This is a genomic window from Streptomyces sp. NPDC021019 (assembly GCF_044333295.1).
Lineage (GTDB): Bacteria > Actinomycetota > Actinomycetes > Streptomycetales > Streptomycetaceae > Streptomyces.
Genome location: NZ_JBIRQR010000005.1, coordinates 330076 through 352896, shown reverse-complemented (window position 1 = coordinate 352896; position 22821 = coordinate 330076). Strand labels below are relative to the sequence as shown.

The window sequence follows — 22821 nt, the reverse complement described above, 5'->3', positions numbered from 1 at the left end:
TACGACAACGGGATCGGGGCGACGGGTGGCGAGGCGACGGGTGGCCGACAGCGGTACGGAGCCGGGGAACCAGGCGGGCGTCTTAGGGGCAGGGGCGCGCACGGCGGTGCTGGAGAGCGTGGCGGGATGGGTGCCGGGGGAGCCGGTCGGCAACGACCGGCTGCCCGCGGACTGGGACGTCGACGACGCCTGGGTCCGCCGCCGTACCGGCATCGGCAGCCGGCACCGCGCCGGACCAGGTGTCGCCACCGGGGACCTCGCCTACGAGGCGGCCTCCCGGCTGCTGGCCCGCGACCCGGCGGCGCGGGAGGTGGACGCGGTGGTCCTCGCCACCGCCACCCCCGACCACCTCTGTCCGGGCACCGCCCCCGCGCTGGCGGCCCGGCTCGGGCTCGGCACCGTACCGGCCCTGGACATCGCCGCCGTGTGCAGCGGCTTCGTCTACGGACTCGCCGTCTGCCACGGGCTGGTCGCCTCGGGCCTCTACGACCGGGTCCTGCTGGTCGGCGCCGACGTCTACTCGACCTGGCTGGACCCGGCCGACCGCTCGGCGGGCGTCGTCTTCGGCGACGGGGCGGGCGCCGCCCTGGTGGCGGCGGGGCGCTGGGGCGACCCCGGGGAACTGCTCGCGTTCGACCTGGGCAGCGACGGCACGGGCTACGACCTGATCACCGTCCCCGGCGGCGGGGCCCGCGCACGGGCGGGCGGAAAGCCGTCGGCCCCGGACGACGGGTTCTTCCGCATGCAGGGCGGCACCGTCTACCAGCACGCCGTCGAGCGGATGACCGGCTCCTGCCGGACGCTACTGGACCGGGTCGGCTGGGACCCGGCCGAGGTCGACCGCTTCGTGCCGCACCAGGCCAACGCCCGGATCCTGCACGCCGTCGCGGAGCGGGTCGGCATCGCGCCGCAGCGCTGCGTCACCCATGTGGAGCGGGTCGGCAACACCGGCGCCGCCTCCATCCCGCTGGCCCTGGCCGACGCGGCGGGCCGAGGCCGCCTCCGCTCCGGCGACCGGGTGCTGCTCACCGCCTTCGGGGGCGGACTGACCTGGGGTTCGGCGGCACTTCGCTGGCCGGGGACCCCGGGGACCATTTCCACGGATTCTACGGAAGGAACACAGCATGTCGCTCCCCGCTGATCAGGGCACCGAGGCCGGAGCCGACACCGCCATCGCGGTGACAGGGGTCGGCCTGGTGACACCCGCAGGGGCGGACGAGCACAGCTTCTGGGAGAGGTTGTGCTCCGGGCACTCCACCGCCCGGCGGTGCGAGGAACTGGCCGGTCTGCCGGTCGACTTCGCCTGCCCGGTCGACGGCATCGACCTGGACGCGGCCGTGGGCGGCCGCTCGGTGTGGCGGATGGCCCGGTTCGTGAAGCTGGCACTGGTGGCCGCCCGGCAGGCCGTCGCCGACGCCGGCCTCGACCCGGCACGGTGGGACGGCAGCCGGGTCGGGGTGGTCCTCGGCGTCGGCGTCGGCGGCGTCTCCGTCCTGGTGGACAACGCGGCCAAGCTGGCGGCCTCGGGCCCCGAGGCGGTCTCCCCGCTGCTCGTACCGATGATGATCCCCAACGCGGCGGCGGGCGAGGTCGCCATCGCGCTGAAGGCGGGCGGTCCCAGCCTCGCCCCCGCCACCGCCTGCGCCTCCGGGGCCACCGCCGTCGCCGTCGCCCGCGACCTGCTGCTCGGCGGCAGCTGCGACGTGGTGGTGGCGGGCGGCGCGGAGTCGGTGCTGACCCCGCTGGTGGTCACCGCCTTCGCCCGGATGGGCGCGCTCTCCACCCGCACCGACGACCCGGCCGGCGCGTCCCGACCGTTCGCCGCCGACCGGGACGGCTTCGTCATCGGCGAGGGCGCCGCCATGCTCGTCCTGGAGCGCGAGACGGGAGCCCGCGCCCGGGGTGGCCGCCCGCGTGCCCTGCTCACCGGGGCCGGCTCCAGCACGGACGCCCACCACCCCACCGCCCCGGCCCCCGACGGGTACGGCGCCCAGCGGGCCGTCCGGGCGGCACTGGACCAGGCGGGCTGGGCCCCGTCCGACGTCGACCACATCAACGCCCACGGCACCTCCACACCCCTCAACGACGCCATGGAGACCACCCTCATCTCCCGGCTCTTCCCGCACCGGCCGCCGGTGACCGCGCCCAAGGGGGTCGTCGGGCACACCCTGGCGGCGGCGGGCGCGATCGAGGCGGTGGCCACCGTCCTGACGCTGGAACGTTCCACCATCCCGCCGATCGCCAACCTCGACGCGTTCCCCGACGCCTTCCCGCTCGACTGCGTGACGAAGGAGCCCCGTCAGCAGCGGGTCGAGACGGCTCTGAGCCACTCCTTCGGCTTCGGCGGCCACAACGTCGCCCTCGCCTTCCAACGCGCGTGATCCACAGGGGTATTTCGGAACGGCGAGGGTGTCCTCGCCGTTCCTTGATCGTTACTTTGTTGTGACCGTAATCATGAACGACGCGGCCCCGCCGTCCACGAACGACCTGCTCACCGCCGTGCTCTTCGGACCGAACTTCCGCCAGGAGCACGGGTTCTGGCGCCGACTGCTCACAACGGAGCCGTTTCGCCGTCCCGGTGGTGGCACCCCCGACGAACGACTCGCTCTCTCCTACCACCGGCTGCGGATCCTCAACAACGCGCTCGACAGCGGCGCGAGACTGGCCGCCGACCCCCGGGCGCTGGCCGCCCTGCACGAGTGGCTCGGCCCCGTCGACCCGGCGCTGACCACCGTGGCGGGCATCCACTACAACCTCTTCCTCGGCAGCCTCCTCGACCACGACGCGGGCACACTACGCGACTTGTCGGACTTCCTCGCCCTGCGGCGTGTGGGCACCTTCCTCTGTACGGAGGTGGAGCACGGCAACGACGCGGCGGCCATCGAGACGACCGCGGCCTACGACCGGGAACGCGACGGCTTCGTGCTGCACACCCCGCACGCCGGGGCACAGAAGTTCATGCCCAACACCAGCCCCGCCGGAGGCCCCAAGTCCGGTGTGGTCGCGGCCCGGCTGCTCGTCGACGGCGCCGACCACGGGGTCTTCCTCTTCCTCGTCCCGCTCACCGACGCCCATCGCACCCTGCCCGGCGTCCGGGTGCGGCGGCTGCCCGCCAGGATGGGTTCCCCGGTCGACCACTGCCTGACCTCTTTCGACCGCCGTTTCGTTCCGCGTGACGCGCTGCTCGCCGGACAGCAGGGACGGATCGACGACGACGGCCACTTCCGCAGCGAAGTCCCGAACCGCAGAAGGCGGTTCCTCGTCTCCATCGGCCGGGTCACCCCCGGCAAGCTCTCCATGAGCGCCTGCGCGGTCGGATCCGCCCGGGTCACCCTGGCCATCGCCGTCCGGTACGCCGGCCACCGGATGATCTCCGGATCACGCGCCGCGCGGCGGATCCCGGTGTACGCGCACCGCACCCATCACGGGCCGCTGGCCGGAGCGATGGCGACTGTCTACGCGATGAGCCTGCTGCACCGAAGGGCCCTGGACCGCTGGGAGTCGGCGCCGGAGACCGACCGGGACGAGGCGGAGCGTCTGGTGGCCGTCGCCAAGGGATGGATCACCTGGCAGGCACGCGCTGTCATCGTCGAGTGCCGCGAACGGTGCGGCGCCCAGGGGCTCCTGGAGAACAACGGCATGACCGAGCTGTTCACCGGCATCGAGGGTGCGATCACCGCCGAGGGCGACAACCTGGCCGTGCACGCCAAGGCCGCCGCCGAGATGCTGTTCAGTGCCACCGCCCCGGAACCGGCCGCGGGCGGCCCCGGTGACACGGGCGACCCCGCCTTCCTCGGCGGTCTCTTCGCGGCGTTGGAGGACCTCTGGTTCACCCGTGCCCGCGAACGGATGGCCGCCGCCCCGCCCGGCGACCCGCTCGGCCGCTGGAACGCCGCCTCGTCGGCCGCGCTGCGCGGGGTCGAGGCGCACGCCTACCGGCAGGCGGACGAAGCGTACGCCGAGGCCGTCGCCTCCCTGCCCGAGGGCGCGGCGCGCGAACGGCTGTCCGAGCTGCGTAGGCTCTTCGCGCTCCGATGGATCGCCCGCAACAGCGGCGCCCTGCTCGCGTCCGGACGGCTGACCGCCGATCAGGTCACCTCGCTGCCCGACGCGGTGGAGGACGCGGTCGCCGTCGTGGCCGAACACACGCCCGCCCTGGTGGAGTCCTTCGCGCTCCCCGAGCGCCTGATGTCGGACTGGCCGATCGCCGGACCCGGCTACGTGGACGTGTACGACGACCCCGAGGGGCCCTGGCACCGGGGCCGCAGGACGGGAATCCAAGGCCGCGCGGCGGAGTTCCGGCGGCCCGTCTGTGGCAGCAGGCGGCGCCCGCTGCGCGAGAAGGTGGCGGCGCTCGGTACACGCGGGGTCCTGCTGGCGTACTGGGGAACCGCCTCCATGCTCTCCCGATGGTTCGAGAAGCCGCAGGTGAGCGTAGACGAATCGGTTCGCCCGAAGGCGTAACCGGAGGATCGTCATCCAGTTACATCGGGCGGCGGGCCGTCGCGTTCACGCACCCGCCGCGCGGGACGAAGCCAGGCCGATGAGACGCCGATGAGAGGAACCACCATGAAGACCATCCACCCCAAGATCACCGAGGTACTGACCGCGACGTTCAAGGTGCCCGCCGCCGAGATCCTGCCGGAGTCCACGATGGACAGCCTGGAGATGGACTCCCTCGCGGTCGCCGAGTTCGCCGTCGTCATCAAGGAGACCCTGGGCGTCGAGGCGGACTCGGAGAAGCTGTACAAGGACGCCACGCTGGCCGACATCTCCGCGTACATCGACGCGGCCGTCGGCAGTGCGGCGGCCGAGGCCACTGTGCCGGTGAGCAACACCCGATGAAGCGACCCGCCATCGCCGTCACCGGGCTGGGGATGATCACCCCGGTCGGCCACACCACCGACACCACCTGGGACGGAGTCTGCGCGGGCGCGTCGCCCGCCCGCACCGTCCCCGGACTACTGGGCTGCGAAGTCGACTTCGCCTGTACGGTCACCGGCATCGACCTCGACGACGCGGTCGGCGGCCGGACCGCGTTCCGGATGGGCCGGTACGTCAAGTTCGCCCTCCTGGCCGCCCGGGAGGCGGTCGCCGACGCCGGGCTCGACCCTGAGCGCTGGGACGGCGCCCGGGTCGCCGTCGTCGTCGGCACGAGCAGCGGAGGATCCGCCGGACTCACCGAGCAGGCCGTCGCCCTGGAGCGGCGGGGCCCCGGAGCCACCTCGCCCTCGGGCATCCTGCTGACCATCCCGAGCATGCCCGCGGCCGAGATCGCCATCCGGATGGGGGCCACCGGTCCCAGCCTGGCCCCGTGCACGGCCTGTTCGTCCGGGGTGACCGCGCTGTCGGTGGCCCGGGACATGCTGACGCTGGGCCAGTGCGACATCGCCATCGCCGGGGCCACCGAGTCGATCGTGTTCCCGGTCGCCATGACCGGCTTCGCCCGCTCCGGTGCGGCAGCGCTGCGGCGGGACGGCGACCCCGCCCGTCTCTGCCGGCCCTTCGCGGCGGACCGGGCCGGCATCGTCATGGGCGAGGGCGCGGCCATCATGGTCCTGGAGCGGGCGACGGACGCCCGTGCGAGAGGAGCCGTCCCCCGGGCGCTGATCGCGGGCGCGGGCGCCACCACCGACGCCCATCACCCCACCAGCCCCCACCCGTCCGGGGAGGTCGCGGGGGCGGCGGTCGACGCCGCGCTGCGCGACGCGGGCTGGCGTGCCGAGGACGTCGACCACGTCAACGCGCACGGGACGTCGACCCCCCTCAACGACGCCACCGAAGCCGCCCTCATCGGCCGGTCCTATCCGCACCGGCCGCCCGTCACCGCCCCCAAGGGCGTGCTGGGCCACTGCATGGGGGCGGCCGGAGCCATCGAGGCCGGCCTGACGATCCTCACGCTCCAGCACGGAGTGGTCCCCCCGATCGCGAACCTGGACGCCCCCGAGCCCGGGTTCGACATCGACTGCGTGACCAAGGCCCCGCGCGAGGTGCCCGTACGGCGAGCCGTCAGCCACTCCTTCGGCTTCGGCGGCCAGAACGCGGTGATCGCCCTCCAGGCTCCGTAACCCGGGCCCCGCGGCCCGGGCTCCGTGAGCCAAGGGCTGATGGACCCCCGGGCGGATTTCACCGGGCCGGTGCGGCGGGTCGATCCCGCCGCACCGGCCCCGCGCACAGCCGCCCGACGCACCGTCTCCGGCCTGCCCGAAGACGCGTGACAGCCGGCCGCCGGGCTCGACGGCCACGCCGGGCGGTCCTGGCACACCGGGGTCAGGGCGGTCGTCGCCCCGGACGGGCCCGAGGGGCGCTTCTCGGCCCGGTTCCTGCCGCGCCGCTCAGCGCGGGCGGCGCCGGACAGCCCGCCGGGCGGACCCGTGGAACGAGTCCGCCCGGCGGCCGAGGACGTGGGAGCGGCCGTGCGGCCACCTGGGGAAGTGCCGGTCAGCGGCGTCGCCCCTGGCCGAACTCGCCACCGGCGTCCTTGCCCTTGCCCATCTCCGTGCCGTCCGCGTAGTCGATCTTCTCCTTGCGGACCTCGGCGGAGACCTCCTTCTGCTCGGTGACCCGGTTGGTCTCCAGCCGGACCCGTTCCACCGGCACGGCTTCCTTCCGTACGGTGGCACGCTCCGCGTGCAGCGTGACCTCGACGTCCTGCTCGCCGAAGTCCGTGGTCCCGGTGGTCTTCGCACCGGGCTGGAGCGGTTCGCGGACCACACGTACCTCTTCGTGGGACACGGGCACGGTCCGGGTGACCTCCTCGGTCACCACGTACTTGTGCAGCCGCGCCTTGCCACTCTCGTACTCCTCCTTGCCGACGTGCAGCTGCTCCTCGGAGCGGATCAGCTCCTCCCTGCCGCTCATGTCGGCGGCCCGGGACGTGCCCGCGCCGGCGCCCGCCAGCGGGCGTGCGGAGGCGTCCGTGTCGCGGTGCCTGCCCGTACCGCTGCCTGCTCCTGCCATGCCCGCTCCCGTCGTTCCCGCGCCGGCCATCCCGGCGCTCGTGTCTGCCTTCCCGGTCGCCTTGGCGCCGGGGGCCGTTCCGGTCCCACGGGCCGCGCCCGCCGCACCGGCGGCGCCCGCCGCGCCCATCGCGCCGGTCCCGGCGACGGTCGGCGCGTCCATGCCCGGCGACCGGTTGCCGGACTTCCTGGTCAGGCCGTAGTGCCGGTACAGCTCCTCCTCCTCGGCCACGGAGAGGTGTGCGTCGGCGTCCACGCGCGGTGCGTCCTTGACGCTGTCCTTCGGATGCGCGACGTGCAGGTCGGAGCCCACCCGACGGGCTCCGGCGAGCGGGACGAAGCTCTCCTTCATGCCGAACAGACCGGTCTTGACCGTGACCCAGTCGGGCTTGCCGGTGTCGTCGTCGACGTACACCCGGCCCACACTGCCGACCTTCTCGCCGTCGTTGTCGTACACGGTCAGACCGTCGAGTTCTCCGGAATCCGTGAAACCGTCAGCGGCTCCCATAACCGATTCCTCCTCTCGGGCACGCCCTGTGGGTGGCTCCACCAGAGGTGGCGCGTCCGGATTCCATCGCGCCTCACCCGCATGGACGCTGCAACCGCCCGCCTTGCCCGGATCGGGGCTCCCGGAAGCCCGGTGCGGGGCCCCGGGCCCGTGCGGCGGCACCGGGCCGCCCACGGACCCGTTAGGCCAATCGGGTGAGGGTCCGGGTCCCGCATATGATCGGCGGACCGCGACGGCCGAAGGACGGACCGCCGCCGACCCGCCGAGCCACCAGGGGTGCGCCATCTCTTCCGTACGCCTCCGGCCGCCCGCGCAACGCGGCGAACTGCGCGACCGGCACGAGGGCGGGCACCGGCTCCACCATCTCCTCTGGCGGCTGGGGCCCGGCGTCCGGGTCTGCAGCAGCGCGATCCTCGGCGGCGGCATCGGCACCCGGGCCTGGGTCCTCAACGCCCAGGTCCCCGGTGGCTACCCGCGTCTCGACCCGGACCGGCACCTGGCCGAGATCGCCGCAGCGGAGGGGCTCACCGGACCGGGCGCGGGGTTGATGACCGCCGCCGACGTGGCGGCGTACACGACCGGCCAGGACGGTGGAGTCACCGCGACCGTCACCGCCGGCCTCGGCGTACGGGGCTGGGCGGCGGCCCCCGACACCGCCACCGGGGTGTCGCGTCCGCAGGAGGAGGAGGCCTCGGCGGCCCCGTTCCGGCCGGAGCCCGCGGAGGTCCCGGCGGCCCCGTTCCGGCCGGGCACGGTCAACATCGTCGTCACACTGCCCGTCGCGCTCTCCGACGCCGCCCTGGTCAACGCCGTCGCCACCGCCACCGAGGCCAAGGTGCAGGCACTCCTGGACGCCGGACACGACTGCTCGGGCACCCCCACGGACGCCGTGTGCGTCGCCTCTCCCGAACCGGGACCCGACGGCGGCGAACTCTTCGCGGGGCCCCGGTCCGCCTGGGGCGCGCGGATCGCCCGCGCCGTGCACACCGCCGTACTGGCGGGGGCCCGCAGCGCACCGTGACGGGCCCGGGCCGGCTCACCCACGGTCACCGGACGCCGCACCACCGCGTCGAACAGGCAGCCCGGGTTCGGCGCGGTACGTGATGGGGGCGATGCGCCGAGCCTGCCCGAGCCTCGGGTGCGGGGCCGCCGCTCGCCGCCGCGGCGCCGGCCGGGCGGGCGCGGCGGCGGCGAGCGGAGGGCGTCGACGGCTCAGCGGGTCGCCGGGACCTCGGCGATCGAGCGGCCCGCCCACACGGGCGTCGGCTCGACGAGCGCGGCCAGCCGCTTCCGTACGGAATCCGGGAACGGGACGGTGCGGCCCGCCCGTTGGTCCACGTGGAGCGCCAGCAGCTCGCTCGTCGCCACCGGGGCGGCCGCCGGTTCCGGTACGCCGTCCGGCGCGCCGACCACGTACAGCTCGTGGCTGAAGCGCGCCTTCTTCGCGTCCACGCCCAACAGGCGGGTGCGGACGGCGAGATGAGAGCCCTCGGCCACGTCGCGGAGGTAGCGCAGATGCGACTCGACGGTGTAGAGCGAGCAGCCGGTGCTCTCCCGGTACCCGGCGTGCAGACCGGTCCCGATCATCATCGCGTCGGTGGCGTACCCGAAGACGAGGACGTAGAACGCCTCGCTCATGTGGCCGTTGTAGTCGATCCACTCGGGTCGCACGGTCCGGTGGAACAGGGGGAGTTCCGCGGCGTCGTCCGCCAGGGCCGTCTCCTCGGGGGGCGTGTGCTCGCTCATCGGGCGACCTCCTCGGCGGACCGGGGCAGCCGGCCCGTGGCTCGCAGGACGCCGATGACGCCCCGGTCCCGCTCGGCGACCAGATCGGCGATGCTCCGGCCGTCCGCCGCCTCCTCGCAGCCGGCCACCACCGCCTCGTACAGCGCCCGGTCCAGTTCCGGTGCCTCGAGCCTGGTCCAGGGCGACTTGAGCGAGGGGCCGAAGTGGTCGAGCATATGGGCCATCCCGCCCTCGCCGCCCGCGAGCGCGAAGGTCAGCATCGGTCCCATGACGGCCCAGCGGAGCCCCGGGCCCTCGGTGATCGACGCGTCGATCTCCGCCACCGTGGCCTCGCCGTTGGCGACCATGTGCAGGGCTTCGCGCCAGAGGGCTTCCTGGAGCCGGTTGGCTATGAAGCCGGGCACCTCGCGTTCCATGGTGATGACGGACTTGCCCGCGACGGCGTAGAAGCGCGAGGCCCAGTCGATCGCTGCGGGGGCGGTCCGTTCGCCGCCGACGACCTCGACCAGGGGGATGAGGTAGGGCGGGTTGAAGGGGTGCCCGACGACGAGCCGCCCGGGGTCGGCGGCCTCGGTCTGCATGTCCGTCATCGGGTAGCCGGAGGTCGACGAGGCGATCACCGTGCCGACGGGCGCCGCGGCGTCCAGCCGGGCCAGCAGATCGCGCTTGAGGTCCAGCTTCTCGGGGGCGCTCTCCTGGACGAACTGGGCGTCGGCCACGGCCTCTTCGAGGGTCGTGGTGACGGTCAGCCGGTCCTGCGACGCTCCGGGGGCCAGCCCGAGCTGCTCCAGCGCGGGCCAGGCCGCTGCGATGAGCCGGCGCAGCCGGACGGCCGCGTCGGGGGCCGGGTCCCAGGCGGTGACGTCGTAGCCGCGGGCGAGGAAGTGGGCCGCCCAGCCACCGCCGATCACCCCGGCCCCGACGCACGCGACACGGCGTACGTCCTCCGGGGCGCAGGGGGCGGCGGGGCCGTCGGTCGGGGCGGCGGAGGGAGGGACAGGCACGGGCGATACTCCAGAAGGACGGTGGGGGTGGGGGAGGAGGGGCAAGAGGGGGAGGAGGGGCAGGAGGGGGGAGGGAAAGGGGGGAGGACGTGCGGGAGGGAGAGGGAGGCGTGCGTGGTCAGGCGCGCGGGCGCAGGCCGAGCTTCAGGCGTGCCTCGTCGGGCGTGGCGACCCGGGAGCCCAGGGATTCGGTGATGCGCACGGCGTTCTCCACCAACTGACCGTTGGTGGCCTTGACGCCCCGGCCCAGGTAGAGGTTGTCCTCCAGGCCGACCCGGACGTGTCCGCCGAGCAGGATCGACTGGGCGGCCCAGGGCATCTGCATCCGGCCGAGCGCGAAGCTCGCCCACTGGGCACCCCGCGGAAGCATGTTGACCATCGCCTGGAGGACGCCGGGGTCGGCGGGCGCGCCCCACGGAATGCCCATGCAGAGCTGGAAGACCGTGGGGTCGTCGAGCAACCCCTCGGCGAGGAGTTGTTTGGCGAACCACAGCTGCCCGGTGTCGAAGATCTCCAGCTCGGGCCGGACTCCGAGCTCCTGGATGCGCTTCGCGCCGGTGCGGAGCATGTCGGGGGTCGAGACGTAGAGATTGCTGCCGTCACCGAAGTTGAGTGAACCGCAGTCCAGGGTGCAGATGTCCGGCAGCAGATCCTCGACGTGCGGCAGCCGTTCGAGAGCGCCGACCAGATCGGTGCCCGGCAGCTGACGGAGCGGGGCCTCCGGGTCGATGACGAGGTCTCCGCCCATTCCGGCGGTCAGGTTGATGACCACATCGGTGCCGGTCTCCCGGATCCGCTCGACGACCTCCCGGTAGAGCCGCGGATCGCGGGAGGGTGCGCCGGTCTCCGGATCGCGGACATGGATGTGCACCACGGCGGCCCCGGCACCGGCGGCCTCGACGGCGGAGGCGGCGATCTGCTCGGGCGTCACCGGGACATGGGGGCTGCGGCCGACGGTGTCGCCGGCTCCGGTGAGGGCACACGTGATGATGACGTCCTGGTTCACGGGCATGCGGGAACGTCTCCTCTCGGGGAGTTCGGGGAGTTCGGGAGTTGGGAGAGCTCGGGCTCAGGGGTTGGGGTTCAGAGGGGCGTGCGGGGCGGGCGCGGGTGTCAGCCGGCCGGGGGCGACGTCAGGAAGGCGTCCACGTGGGCGATGAGCGCGTCGTGCATGGTCTGGGCGCCGGTGCCCGGGCGGCCGGGCTCGGTGGCCAGGACCTGGGAGGCCAGGCCGTCGATCAGGGCGGTGAGGGCGAGGGCCGTGCTGTCCGCGTCGACCGGACGGAACACGCCTTGTCCGACGCCGCGACGGATCACGTCGGCGACCGTTGACCGCCACTGGCGGTAGTACTCCACATGGAGCCGTCCGACCGTGGTGGACCGGGCGGCCTCGGCCCACAGGTCGAGCCAGACGCACCACTGCCGCCGTTGCTGTTCGGTGCGGGGCGTCTGGAGCTCGATCAGCAGACGCAGCTCGTCCCCGGCGTGACGGGTGCCGGCCGTGGCGTCGGCACGGCGACGGGTGTCCTCGTCCATGCACCAGCGGACCGCCGCCTCGAGCAGTTCGTCACGGCCGGGGAAGTGGTAATGGATCGCCGCCGTGCTGGTGTGACAGGCCGCGGCGATGTCCGCGACCCGGACGGCGTGGAATCCGCGTTCGGCGATGAGCCGGACGGTCTCGCGGACGATCTGCAAGGGCCTGCCGCCCTCCGGCGAGGGCGATGGCGCGCGAGGGGGCGACGGGGCGCGCACGGTCGACGGCCTCGACGTCGCGCTGCCGGCCGTCGCCTCACCCGCACCGGCTGCCGCCTCGCCCGCCGCACCGGCCGCCGCATCGTCGTCGGCACCGGGCGTCGTACCGATCAGCCGACCGACGTCCACACCGCCGATGTCCGCGATCCGGGCCAGCTCGGCGGCGGTGAAGCGCCGTGTGCCGTTCAGCGAACGGGACAGCTTCGACGGATCGATGACGATCCGCCGAGCGAACTCGCGCGCGCTGACACCCGTCGCGTCGATCACCTGCCGGACCCGTGCGGCCACCTCATCCTGCTGCATGGTCAGCCACCGTAGCCATGTGTTGAGAAAACCTCAACATTGGTGGGAGGTAATCCCGGAACAAGCAAGGTGTTGCGGTTCTGACTGATTCATCAGTCAGAACCGCAACACCTGCTCGTCCGCTGTCCGTCCGGCCACCGCCCGACGGGGTGGCTCGCGGTGATCACTCCTCGACGAGCATCCCACTCCGCAGCTTGCCCAGCATCCGGCTCAGCAGTCGGGACACGTGCATCTGCGATATCCCGAGCTCCGCGCCGATCTGCGCCTGGGTCATCTCCTGGCCGAAGCGCATGTCGATGATCCGGCGCTCCCGCTCGTCCAGTTCGCCCAGCAGGGGCGCGAGGGCGTGGAGGTTCTCCACGGACTCCATGGCGGGGTCCGGCTCGCCCAGCACATCGGCGAAGGTCCGTCCGGCGGCCTGACCGGGTCCGCCCTCCGCGGTGTCGGTCGGCATGTCCAGGGAGCCCGCCGTATAGCCGTTGGAAGCGACGATCCCCTCCGTGACCTCGGACTCCTCGATCCCCAGGTTCTCCGCCAGTTCCCGCACGGTGGGGTCCCGGTCGAGGTCGCCCGCCAGGGACTCCTTCGCCTTGGCGAGGTCGACCCGCAGTTCCTGGAGGCGCCGCGGCACGTGCACCGCCCAGCTCGTGTCACGGAAGAACCGCTTGATCTCCCCGACGATGTACGGCACGGCGAACGAGGTGAACTCGACCTCCCGCGAGAGGTCGAAGCGGTCGATCGCCTTGATCAGTCCGATGGTGCCGACCTGGATGATGTCCTCCATGTCGCCGCTGCCCCGGTTGCGGAAGCGGTTGGCGGCGAAGCGGACGAGGGACAGGTTCATCTCGATCAGGGTGTTGCGCGCGTACTGGTACTCGTGCGTGCCCTCCTCCAGCGTCTGGAGGCGGTCGAAGAAGAGGCGCGAGAGCCGGCGCGCGTCCATCGGGGCGACCTTCCCGGCATCCTCGATCCACGGAAGTTCTTCGGTGGCGCCCGTCTGCTCCGTACCGGCCGGCTGCGCGGTCTGTGCGGTCATGTCGGCTTCACGCTCCCTGGTTCGTAGGCCCTGAGGTCTGTTCGCCTTCCCAGAGGCGCGGCTCTCATACGTCGAAGCGCGAGTTGATCCGGCCAACCGGAATGAGTTGGCTCGAAACAGGTGCAGTTCGGCCCTGAGGCGCGGTCATCCGAGAGGCACAGGCCACGAGGGGCGAGCCGAGTGGCACGGGTCGCGAGACGCGGGTCGAAAGCCGCGAGCCGAAGGGTGCAGGTAGAGGGCGCACATGAACGGCGCGAGCAATGAATGCGCAAACAACCGCCCCACCGGTACGGGGGAGCCCGGTGGGGCGGTCGCCACCAGAGTGCCACAGCCGGGGGGTCGTTGGGACCGGACCGGCGCGTATTGGCCTACGGATGAGTCGATTTCGTCGCTCGCCGTTCGGGCGTGCGCCGGAGCAGCGGGGTGTCGCCGGGGGGCGTCGGCGCCGGTGGCGCGGGCAGGGCGCGGGGGCGGACAGCCCGCGCCCCGATGACGGCGACGCCGTGAACAGAGCCGCCTCATGGAATACCCGCCGTACCCGCCGGCTTCTCCTGCCTGGCGGGTACGCCGCTACCGACCCCGAGCACCCGCTGCCGAGAACCGCGCGATGGACGGAACGAGAACGAGGAAGCCCATGACCCGGAACAGCAACCGGCCCCGGACCGATGATCCTTCCGGGCCCCACCCCCTGGACAACCCCGCCCGGGCCTCGCTCACCGGCCCGCACGCCCACTTCGCCGAGAGCCGAGGGCGGGTCCTGCGCTATCCCGCCGACGTCACTCCCTGGATCGCGCTCCCCGACGCCCCGGACGCCCGGGACTGGGCCGACGTCGCGGCGCTCGCGGGGCCGGGCGGGTCCGTCGCCCTGGCAGCGTTCCAGGAGCCGCCGCCGCGGGACTGGGAGATCGTCTTCCGGGCCGAGGGCGTCCAGATGGTCGACGCGTCGGTGGACGCCGCGCCCGATCCGGAGGCCGTCCCGCTGGGCCCCCGGGACGTGCCGGAGATGCTGGACCTGGTGGCGCGCACCCGCCCCGGTCCCTTCCTGCCGCGCACGGTCGAGCTGGGCACGTATCTGGGCATCCGTCGGGGCGGCGCGCTGGTGGCGATGGCGGGGGAGCGGCTGCACCCGCCCGGCTTCACGGAGATCAGCGGTGTCTGCACGGACGAGTCCGTACGGGGGCAGGGGCTGGCGAGCCGGCTGGTCCTGGCGGTCGCGCACGGGATCCGGGAGCGCGGCGAGACGCCGTTCCTGCACGCCTCCGCCTCCAACACCGGGGCCGTTCGGCTCTACGAGTCCCTCGGCTTCCGGCTTCGCCGACGTCCGGAATTCATCTCCGCGCTCGTCCCCGCCGCGCTCCCGTCCGCCGACGCGAGCCGCAGGCCCTCGCTGCGCTGACCGGTACTGGTACCCCGATCCCCCTTACCCGTCCGGTACCCGCGCGACGGGACCGGGACCTGAGGCACCCCCGGCACGGGACCACGGTCCCGGGCCGGAGGTCCCGGGCGGGACCTTCGGCGGCCGCCCGGGGCCCTAAGCCCTCCTGCGCGGACGCCCGCCACCCGGTCAACTGGAAGGGACCGACCGAAACCGCGGGCGGCACCGAGAGATCAGCGGGAGGACAGGCCGTGCCCATGAGGTTGCTGGACATGGCACAGAAACGGAGCGGGGTCATGCCCCGGGGTGATACCGCGCCCGGAGCGGACGCGGGCGCCGGAGCGGTGTCCCAGAGCCGGATCGGCGACTGGGCACTGGTCGGCGGTCTCGCGCTGCTGACCGTACTCGTCGTGTTCCTCGACGTCAGTACCGGCAACGACCTGCGGGTCGTGCCGCTGCTCGTGGTCGTCCCCGCACTGGCCTCCGTCTACTGCAGCCTCCGCCAGACCATCTGGATCGCGGTGTGGATCACCACCGTCGTCGTCGGGTTCCGGGTCGGGGCGGACGGCACCTTCTGGGACTTCGTCTTCGGCATCGGATTCGCCGTACTGGCCTGTGTGCTCGGGGTCGCTGCCTGCGCCGCGCGCATCCGCCACGCCACCGAGATGGCGCGGCTGCGGTCCGCCGCCGTCGCCCTGCAGCGCCAGATCCTGCGGCCGCTGCCGGTAGGTACCGACCACGTCGTCGCGCACGGGCTCTACGAGCCGATCGAGGAGGACCGCTTCGTCGGCGGAGACATCTACGAGGTCGTCGATTCGCCCCACGGGACCCGCGTGATCATCGGAGACGTCCAGGGCAAGGGGCTCGCGGCCATCGGCGCCGGATTCGCGGCCATCGCCGCGTTCCGTGAGGCGGCCATCCGCGAACGCACGCTCACGGGAGTGGTGGAGGCGCTGGAGGCCGCCGTCGTCCGGCACAACGTGTTCTCCGCCCAGACGGGTGAGGCAGAACGCTTCGTGACCGCGCTCGTCCTCGGGTTCGACGAGGGCGGCCGGGTGGAGGTCGTGAACTGCGGGCACCTGCCGCCGCGCCTGCTGCACGACGGCCGGTCCTCGGCCGTCACGCTCCACCGGACATACGTCCCCCTCGGCCTCGCCGGACTCAGCCAGGAGACCCGTACGACCGAGTCCTTCGACTTCCCGCCGGGCGCGACGCTCCTCGTCGTCACCGACGGGGTGACCGAGGCCCGCGACGTCGGCGGCGCCTTCTACCCGCTGGACGAGCGGATCAGGGCCTGGGCCGGGCATGGGCCGCGCGAACTGCTCGACGCGCTCCACGTCGATCTGGGGGAGTTCTCCGGAGGCGTCCGGCGCGACGACATCGCCGCGCTCGCCCTGTTGCGCGCCTCTGCCGACGGCGGAAGGCGGCCCGCGGTCCAGGGCGCCGCGTTCGCCGGCGACGCCCTCCCCGGCGACGCCGATTCCGGCGCCGGGCCCCATGGCGATCCCGCCGAAGCGGGCGAGGCCCAGCGGCGGCCCGCCGCGGTCTGAACCCGCGGCGCGGGACCGCGGCGGGTATCCCTGATGTCCCCACGAGACTAATGTCGCGTGGGGACATTTTCAGGTGTACGGTGCATGTATGACTCCGGAACGGAAGATCCCGGATCGGCGCGGCCGCAAGGCGCGCCGCACCCGCGACACCCTGGCGCAGGCCGCGTTCGAGCTGGTGCTCGACCGAGGGCTGCGGAACGTGACGGTCGAGGAGATCGCGGAAGCCGCGGACGTCGACCGCCGCACCTTCAGCAGGTACTTCACGAGCAAGGAGGCCGCCGCCCTCGACTCCCTGCGGGGTGACGGCGACCGCATCAACGCGGCCCTGCGAGCCCGCCCGGCACCTGAACCCCCGCTCCTCGCCTACCGGCGGGCCGTCCTCGACTGGCTCGCCGATCCCGGGTCGGAGCCCTGGCACCTCCGCCCCCGGATCTTCGACCTGCTGGTCGTCGCCGAGGAGGAGCCGACCCTCTACGCCGTCTTCCACCACATCCGGGTGGACGCCCAGGAGGACTCGGTCGCCATCGTCGCGGACCGGCTCGGTGTCGATCCCCGGCAGGACATCCGCCCCGCCGTGACCGTCGCCGCCGGAGCGGGTGCGCTGCTCGCCGCCCAGGCCGCCTGGGTGCGCGGAGGCCGGCCGGACGCTCTGCCCGCACTGGTCGCCGAGGCGTTCGACGCGCTCTCCGCTGACCTGCTCGGCGAGCCGCGCCCCGCTGCGGAACAGCACCGCGGCACCACCAGAACCACCCGTACCACCGAAGCAGCAGAAGGAACAGAGGCAACACCATGAGCACCGAGCCCAGCTCCACCCCCGCGGCCGCGGCGAAGGCCGACGCCCGCACCGAGTTCGCGGGCCGCACCGCCCTCGTCACCGGCGGCGCCTCCGGCATCGGCCTCGCCCTGGCCCGGCGGCTCGCCGCCGGCGGCGCGGCGGTCGTCGTCGCCGACTACGACGAGGAGAACGCGCGCAAGGCCGCGGCCGACCTGGAGAGCGCCGGGGCCAGGGCCGCCGCCGTCGCGATGGACGTCACCGACCCGGCCTCCGTCGAAGCGGGCGTACGGTTCGCGGTGGACGCCTTCGGCGCCCTCCACCTGGCCGTCAACAACGCCGGCATCGCGGGCTCCAGCAGCCCCACCGGCGAGTACCCGGTCGAGGACTGGAACCGCGTCGTCGCCACCAATCTCAGTGGCGTCTTCCTCTCGATGCGCTACGAACTGCCCGCCATCGTCGCGGCGGGCGGCGGCGCGATCGTCAACATGTCCTCCATCCTCGGCACCAACGGCTTCGCCGGGTCGCCCGCCTACGTCGCGGCCAAGCACGGCGTCGTCGGTCTCACCAAGACCGCCGCGCTCGAATACGCCGGACAGAACGTCCGGATCAACGCGGTCGGCCCCGGCTTCATCGACACCCCGCTCCTGCGGAACACCGACCCGGAGGCGCGTGAGCACCTGATCTCCCTGCACCCGGCGGGACGGCTCGGCACCGCCGAGGAGGTCGCCGAACTCGCGGCGTTCCTGCTCTCCGACAAGGCCTCCTTCATCCACGGCAGCTACCACCTGGTGGACGGCGGCTACTCCGCCCCGTGACAGAGCCCCCGAGTGGCGCGCGGGGGACACGGGGGCGACAAAGAGAGTCAAGAGAGAAGCGAGGAGACCTCATGAAAGCCGTTCAGTACCGAGCCGTCGGCGCCGCCCCCGAGGTGGTCACCGTTCCGGACCCCGAGCCCGGCCCCGGACAGGTCCTGCTGAAGGTCACCGCCGCCGGTGTCTGCCACTCCGACATCGCCGTGATGAGCTGGCCCGCCGACCAGGTCCCCTTCCCGCTGCCCCTGACCCTGGGGCACGAGGGCGTCGGCACGGTCGCCGCCCTCGGTGACGGCGTCGACGGCTTCGCCCTCGGCGACTCCGTCGCGGTCTACGGACCCTGGGGCTGCGGCACCTGTGTGAACTGCGCCGAAGGCAGGGAGAACTACTGCCTGCGCGCCACGGAGCTCGGCATCATGCCGCCCGGACTCGGCGCGCCCGGCGCGATGGCCGAGTACATGATCGTCGACGACCCCCGCCACCTGTTTCCGATCGGTGACCTCGATCCGGTGAAGACCGTGCCCCTCACGGACGCCGGGCTGACCCCGTACCACGCGATCGTGCGCTCCCGGGCGAAGCTGGTGCCCGGCTCCACCGCCGTCGTCATCGGTACCGGCGGCCTCGGCCACGTCGCGATCCAGTTGCTGCGCGCCATGACGGCAGCCCGGGTGATCGCCCTCGACGTCACCGAGGACAAGCTCGCCCTGGCCAGGACCGTCGGCGCGCACGAAGCCGTCCTCTCCGACGAGAAGGCGGCCGCCCGCGTCATGGAACTGACCGGCGGACTCGGCGCCCACGTGGTCCTCGACTTCGTCGGAGCGCCGCCCACCGTGGCGACCGCGGGCGCCGTCGCCCGCGTCGACGGCGACGTCACCATCGTCGGCATCGGCGGCGGCGCGCTCCCGGTCGGCTTCGGCACGCTTCCGTACGGCACCAACGTCAGCGCGCCCTACTGGGGCTCGCGCAAGGAGCTCGCCGAGGTCCTCGACCTGGCCCACGCCGGAGCGGTCGACGTCCATGTGGAGACGTACTCCCTCGACGAGGCCCCACTCGCCTACGAGCGCCTCCACGACGGCAGGATCAACGGCCGGGCCGTCATCCTCCCGGGCGGCTGAGCTCTCCGGCCCACGGGTGGCCGAGCCCCTCCGGCCCCCGGGCAGCGGCCTGATTCCTTCCGGCCCCTGGGCAGGGGGCTGGCCCCCTCCGCCCCCTCCGGCGGGTGCACGGGCCCCCTCCGGCACCCCGGCGGGTGCCTGAATCCGCCCGCGTCCGGCGGCTGAACCTCCCGGTCCCTCCGTCGTGGAACGTCCGCCCGACCGCCCCGGCGGCGGTCTCCGGCTCCTGGCCGGCTGCCGCCCCCGGGCGGGCGAGAAATCCCCGGCGCCGGGAGTCCGGCCGCCGTTAGAATGGCCGACATGGGTTCGTACCACTACTACTTCTTCCGCTGATTCCCGGCCCGGACGGCCGCAGCGCGCCGCACCGCGCGTCCCTCTGAGACGCCCGCGGTGACGTTGACGTCACCGCGCGCCCGCCGCCGTCCCCTCCGCCGTCCGGCATCCACGCCCCGCCGCCGCGCCTCCGCGTGCGCCTTCGCGGGCCGTCACCCAGGGAAAAGGCACCCATGCACCCCCAGCGCGACCGCGCTCAACTGGCCGTCAAGGACGTCTCCAAGAAGTACGGGGACCGCTCCGTACTCGACCAGGTGACCCTCACCGTCCGGCCCGGTGAGAAGACCGCCGTCATCGGCGAGAACGGCTCCGGAAAGAGCACACTGCTCCGGCTGCTGGCCGGAGTGGAACAACCGGACTCCGGTGAGATCACCGTCCGCTTCCCCGGCGGCACCGGCTATCTCGCCCAGACCCTCGGCCTCGACCCGGCCGGCACCGTGCAGGACGCCGTCGACGCGGCCCTCGCCGAACTGCGCGACCTCGAACACCGTATCCGCGAGGCGGAGACCGGCCTCTCGGAGCGGAAGCCCGGCGACCCGGGGCCCACCGACGCGGAACTCGCCGCGTACGGCGACCTCCTCACCGCCTACGAGGACCGCGACGGTTACCGCGCGGACGCCCGCACCGAAGCGGCTCTGCACGGCCTCGGCCTCGCCCACCTCACCCGCGGCCGCGCTCTCGTCACGCTCTCCGGCGGCGAGCAGTCCCGGCTCGCCCTCGCCTGCGTCCTGGCAGCCGCCCCCGACCTGCTGCTGCTCGACGAGCCGACCAACCACCTCGACGCCCGCGCCGTCGGCTGGCTGGAGGACCACCTGCGCGCCCACCCGGGCACCGTCGTGGCGATCACCCACGACCGGACGTTCCTGGAGCGGGTCACCTCGGTGATCCTGGAGGTCGACCGGGACCTGCGCACGGTCACCCGGTACGGGGACGGCTGGGACGGCTACCGCACCGCCAAGGCCGCCGCCCGCCGCCGTTGGGCCCAGCGACACGAGGAGTACCTGACGGAGCTGGCCCGCACCGAGGAGCTCGTCGCAGCGGCCGGAGCGCGGCTCGCGGCCAGCGGAGGAGACCCGAAACAGGGCTTCGGCAAGCACCGTCGCTCGCACGAGGCGAAACTGTCCGGCCAGGTCAGGGCCGCCCGGACCCGGCTGGACGCGCTGCGCAGGTCTCCCGTGCCGCCCCCGCCCCACCCGCTCGCCTTCACCGGCCGCCCGACCGTCGCCGACGGGACCGGCCCGGCGGACCGCGACGGCACCACCACCGTGACCGGCACCGCGGACCGCGCGAGGCCCCTCGTGGAGCTGGACGCCGTCTCCGTCGGGGACCGCCTCCGCCTCCCCTCCCTGCGCGTGGCACCGGGAGCCCGCCTCCTGGTGACCGGTGGCAACGGGGCCGGGAAGACCACCCTGCTGCGGGTCATCGTGGGTGACCTGACCCCCGACGCGGGCACGGTCACCCGCCGGGCCCGCATCGGCTACCTCCCGCAGGAACTGCCCGCGCGCCCGACCCGGCGCACCCTGCTCGCCACCTTCGCGGCGGGCCGCCCCGGCTTCCCCGACGAGTACGCCGACGAGCTCCTGGCCCTCGGCCTGTTCCGCCCCGAGGACCTCGGCGTGCCCGTCGCGTCTCTCTCCGTCGGCCAGCAACGCAGGCTGGCCCTGGCCCGGCTGGTGACCCGGCCCGCCGATCTGCTGGTACTGGACGAACCGACGAACCACATCGCGCTGAGCCTGGTGGAGGAGCTGGAACAGGCCCTCGACCAGTACCGGGGCGCGGTCGTCGTCGTCTCGCACGACCGCAGCTTCCGGGCCCGCTTCACCGGCGACGTACTGGAACTGCGGGCAGGCCGCCCGGCGGGCGCGGTGCCCGCCTACGCGTCCGGGGAGGCGGTGCTCCCGCGCACCTGAGCGCGCAGCCGGTCGACGAACACCCGCTGGCCGACGATCAGACGCTCGGCGGCCTGCTCCGGCGTGCACCAGGCGAACCGGTCCATCTCCGGGAACTCCTGCTGCACGCCGGACCCGCGCGGCCACTCCATCGTGAACGTCCCGGGCACGACGGACGCCACGTCCAGCTCCGCCTCCACGGCCCAGAGGGTCACCGTCTTGCCGCTGCGCTGCCGTGACTCGCCCAGCGGGATCCACGCGCCCGGCGGAACCGGCACGCCCAGCTCCTCCACGAACTCCCGGCGGGCGGCGGTCTCCGCGTCCTCCTCCGGTCCGTGCTCGCCCTTCGGCACCGACCAGGCGGCCGCCTCCCGCCCCGCCCAGAACGGTCCGCCCATGTGCCCGATCAGCACCTCGACATCCCGCTCGCCCGTGCCCTCCGTGACCCGGAAGAGAAGAAGCCCCGCACTGCGCCTGCCTGTCGACATGTCGTCAAGTCTGCTGCGGCACGGTGCGGGGCGCCACGCGGGCCCGGCACGCCCCGGAGGCAGCGCTACGTCTTGCGGTAGCCGTACGCCTCCGAGGCCGCGGCCTCCACCGCCGCGAGGTCGCCACCCGCCGAGGCGGTCACCACGGCCGCCACAGCGCCCTCCACGAACGGCGCGTCCACGAGCCGCGTGCCCTCGGGCAGCTCGTCGCCCTCGGCGAGCATGGCCTTCACCGTGAGGACCGCGCTTCCCAGGTCCACCAGGACCGCGACACCCGCCCCCCGCTCCACCGAGGCGGCGGCCCGGCCGATCAGCTCCGCGCTCGTCCCGAGCCCGCCGCCCGGCAGCCCGCCCGCCGCGGCGACCGGCGCGGTCACCCCGCCGGCGGCGAGGCCCCGGGCCAGCTCGGCGACCGACTCGGCGACGGCACCGCTGTGGGAGACCAGAACGATGCCCACCTGCCGCTCGCCGCTCACGCGCCCGCTCCGTCCGTCGCCGTCGCCGCCAAGGCCTCGACCAGCAGCGCCGACGAGGTCGCGCCCGGATCCTGATGCCCGATACTGCGCTCGCCGAGATAGCTCGCCCGGCCCTTGCGCGCCTGCAACGGCACCGTCGCCTCGGCGCCCGCACGAGCCGCGTTCGCGGCGCCGTCGAACGAGGTGGCGAGGGCCTCCGCGGCGGGCAGCAGCGCGTCGAGCATCGTCTTGTCCCCGGCCTGCGCGCCGCCCAGCTGACCCACCGCGGCGACCCCGGCCGCGAACGCCCGGGCCAACTGGTCCCGCGTCACCTCGTCGTCGTCCCCGAGCGCCTTGCCCGTACGGCGCAGCAGTGTCCCGTACAGCGGTCCGGACGCCCCGCCGACGGTGGAGATGAGCTGCCGTCCGGCCAGGGTGAGAACAGCTCCGGGAGTGGTGGGGGCATCCTTCTCCAGCACCGCCGTCACCGCCGTGAAGCCGCGCTGGAGATTGCTGCCGTGGTCGGCGTCCCCGATCGCCGAGTCCAGCTCGGTCAGATGGTTCGCCTCACGCTCCACGGACGCCGCGGCAGCGGTCATCCAGCGGCGGAAGAAGTCGGTGTCGAGCACATGATCTCCTGTTCCTCGGTCCCACCCGGAACGGTTCGTCCCGGCGGTGGCACGGGCTGTACGGCCAACCCGCACCGGGGTCGCACACAGTC

General features: G+C 73.6%; 21 protein-coding genes. 12 read left to right on the top strand and 9 right to left on the bottom strand.

Features of this window, described 5'->3' with window-relative positions:
- Positions 1-106: 106 nt before the first annotated feature.
- From ACH4RG_RS26620 to ACH4RG_RS26600, 5 genes are all read left to right on the top strand, one after another.
- The gene (locus ACH4RG_RS26620; RefSeq protein WP_398540362.1) at positions 107-1141 is read left to right on the top strand and encodes a beta-ketoacyl-ACP synthase 3; all 1035 of its coding nucleotides are present in this window, start codon (positions 107-109) and stop codon (positions 1139-1141) included.
- Positions 1125-2381 (top strand): beta-ketoacyl-[acyl-carrier-protein] synthase family protein, encoded by a 1257-nt coding sequence (locus ACH4RG_RS26615; protein WP_397924552.1) that lies wholly within the window; start codon positions 1125-1127, stop codon positions 2379-2381. The genes ACH4RG_RS26620 and ACH4RG_RS26615 overlap by 17 nt, the downstream gene beginning before the upstream one ends.
- Positions 2382-2454: 73 nt before the next feature.
- Positions 2455-4464 carry an acyl-CoA dehydrogenase gene (locus tag ACH4RG_RS26610; RefSeq protein WP_398540361.1) on the top strand — a complete coding sequence of 670 codons (2010 nt, stop codon included), beginning with the start codon at positions 2455-2457 and terminating at the stop codon, positions 4462-4464.
- 105 nt (positions 4465-4569) lie between these two features.
- Positions 4570-4845, top strand: coding sequence for an acyl carrier protein (locus tag ACH4RG_RS26605; RefSeq protein ID WP_397924556.1), 276 nt, complete (start codon positions 4570-4572; stop codon positions 4843-4845).
- Positions 4842-6068, top strand: a complete 1227-nt coding sequence (locus ACH4RG_RS26600) for a beta-ketoacyl-[acyl-carrier-protein] synthase family protein (protein ID WP_397924558.1) — start codon at positions 4842-4844, stop codon at positions 6066-6068. Before ACH4RG_RS26605 ends, ACH4RG_RS26600 begins: the two co-directional genes overlap by 4 nt.
- Positions 6069-6441: 373 nt before the next feature.
- Here the strand turns inward: ACH4RG_RS26600 and ACH4RG_RS26595 are convergent, their stop codons facing one another.
- On the bottom strand, positions 6442-7467 hold the full coding sequence (locus ACH4RG_RS26595) for a PRC and DUF2382 domain-containing protein (protein WP_397924560.1): 1026 nt from the start codon (positions 7465-7467) through the stop codon (positions 6442-6444).
- 283 nt (positions 7468-7750) lie between these two features.
- Between ACH4RG_RS26595 and ACH4RG_RS26590 the strand changes: the two genes are divergently transcribed.
- Positions 7751-8488: an adenosylcobinamide amidohydrolase gene (locus ACH4RG_RS26590; protein WP_398540394.1), complete on the top strand. Its 738-nt coding sequence runs from the start codon at positions 7751-7753 to the stop codon at positions 8486-8488.
- 191 nt (positions 8489-8679) lie between these two features.
- Here ACH4RG_RS26590 and ACH4RG_RS26585 read toward each other — a convergent pair whose 3' ends face one another.
- The 5 genes from ACH4RG_RS26585 to ACH4RG_RS26565 all read right to left on the bottom strand — a co-directional run bounded on the left by ACH4RG_RS26585 (position 8680) and on the right by ACH4RG_RS26565 (position 13308).
- A complete protein-coding gene (locus tag ACH4RG_RS26585) occupies positions 8680-9213 on the bottom strand; it encodes a thioesterase family protein (protein WP_398163273.1) in 534 nt (177 codons plus the stop codon).
- Entirely contained in the window at positions 9210-10217 is a 1008-nt protein-coding gene (locus tag ACH4RG_RS26580) for a 3-hydroxyacyl-CoA dehydrogenase NAD-binding domain-containing protein (protein WP_397931717.1), read from the bottom strand. Before ACH4RG_RS26580 ends, ACH4RG_RS26585 begins: the two co-directional genes overlap by 4 nt.
- A gap of 118 nt (positions 10218-10335) precedes the next feature.
- Complete coding sequence (locus tag ACH4RG_RS26575; RefSeq protein ID WP_397924567.1) at positions 10336-11229, bottom strand: 3-keto-5-aminohexanoate cleavage protein; 894 nt, start codon at positions 11227-11229, stop codon at positions 10336-10338.
- A gap of 101 nt (positions 11230-11330) precedes the next feature.
- Positions 11331-12272, bottom strand: a complete 942-nt coding sequence (locus ACH4RG_RS26570; protein WP_397924569.1) for a TetR family transcriptional regulator C-terminal domain-containing protein — start codon at positions 12270-12272, stop codon at positions 11331-11333.
- Positions 12273-12435: 163 nt separating this feature from the next.
- Positions 12436-13308 (bottom strand): RNA polymerase sigma factor SigF, encoded by an 873-nt coding sequence (locus tag ACH4RG_RS26565; protein ID WP_397924571.1) that lies wholly within the window; start codon positions 13306-13308, stop codon positions 12436-12438.
- Positions 13309-13942: 634 nt separating this feature from the next.
- Here ACH4RG_RS26565 and ACH4RG_RS26560 point away from each other — a divergent pair.
- From ACH4RG_RS26560 to abc-f, 6 genes are all read left to right on the top strand, one after another.
- On the top strand, positions 13943-14704 hold the full coding sequence (locus ACH4RG_RS26560) for a GNAT family N-acetyltransferase (RefSeq protein ID WP_397924573.1): 762 nt from the start codon (positions 13943-13945) through the stop codon (positions 14702-14704).
- A gap of 251 nt (positions 14705-14955) precedes the next feature.
- Positions 14956-16233 carry a PP2C family protein-serine/threonine phosphatase gene (locus ACH4RG_RS26555; protein ID WP_397924576.1) on the top strand — a complete coding sequence of 426 codons (1278 nt, stop codon included), beginning with the start codon at positions 14956-14958 and terminating at the stop codon, positions 16231-16233.
- A gap of 88 nt (positions 16234-16321) precedes the next feature.
- Positions 16322-17026 (top strand): TetR family transcriptional regulator, encoded by a 705-nt coding sequence (locus tag ACH4RG_RS26550; protein ID WP_397924578.1) that lies wholly within the window; start codon positions 16322-16324, stop codon positions 17024-17026.
- The gene (locus ACH4RG_RS26545) at positions 17023-17823 is read left to right on the top strand and encodes an SDR family NAD(P)-dependent oxidoreductase (protein WP_397924580.1); all 801 of its coding nucleotides are present in this window, start codon (positions 17023-17025) and stop codon (positions 17821-17823) included. Before ACH4RG_RS26550 ends, ACH4RG_RS26545 begins: the two co-directional genes overlap by 4 nt.
- Before the next feature lie 71 nt (positions 17824-17894).
- Positions 17895-18935: an NAD(P)-dependent alcohol dehydrogenase gene (locus tag ACH4RG_RS26540; RefSeq protein ID WP_397924582.1), complete on the top strand. Its 1041-nt coding sequence runs from the start codon at positions 17895-17897 to the stop codon at positions 18933-18935.
- A 506-nt stretch (positions 18936-19441) separates the two neighbouring features.
- Positions 19442-21178 carry a ribosomal protection-like ABC-F family protein gene (abc-f, locus tag ACH4RG_RS26535; protein WP_397924584.1) on the top strand — a complete coding sequence of 579 codons (1737 nt, stop codon included), beginning with the start codon at positions 19442-19444 and terminating at the stop codon, positions 21176-21178.
- Here abc-f and ACH4RG_RS26530 read toward each other — a convergent pair.
- The 3 genes from ACH4RG_RS26530 to dhaL form a co-directional block, all read right to left on the bottom strand.
- The gene (locus ACH4RG_RS26530) at positions 21142-21645 is read right to left on the bottom strand and encodes an NUDIX domain-containing protein (protein WP_397924586.1); all 504 of its coding nucleotides are present in this window, start codon (positions 21643-21645) and stop codon (positions 21142-21144) included. The two genes, abc-f and ACH4RG_RS26530, sit on opposite strands and share 37 nt — an antisense overlap.
- A gap of 65 nt (positions 21646-21710) precedes the next feature.
- On the bottom strand, positions 21711-22121 hold the full coding sequence (locus ACH4RG_RS26525; protein ID WP_397924588.1) for a PTS-dependent dihydroxyacetone kinase phosphotransferase subunit DhaM: 411 nt from the start codon (positions 22119-22121) through the stop codon (positions 21711-21713).
- Positions 22118-22729, bottom strand: a complete 612-nt coding sequence (gene dhaL, locus ACH4RG_RS26520; RefSeq protein WP_397924591.1) for a dihydroxyacetone kinase subunit DhaL — start codon at positions 22727-22729, stop codon at positions 22118-22120. Before dhaL ends, ACH4RG_RS26525 begins: the two co-directional genes overlap by 4 nt.
- Positions 22730-22821 lie beyond the last annotated feature (92 nt).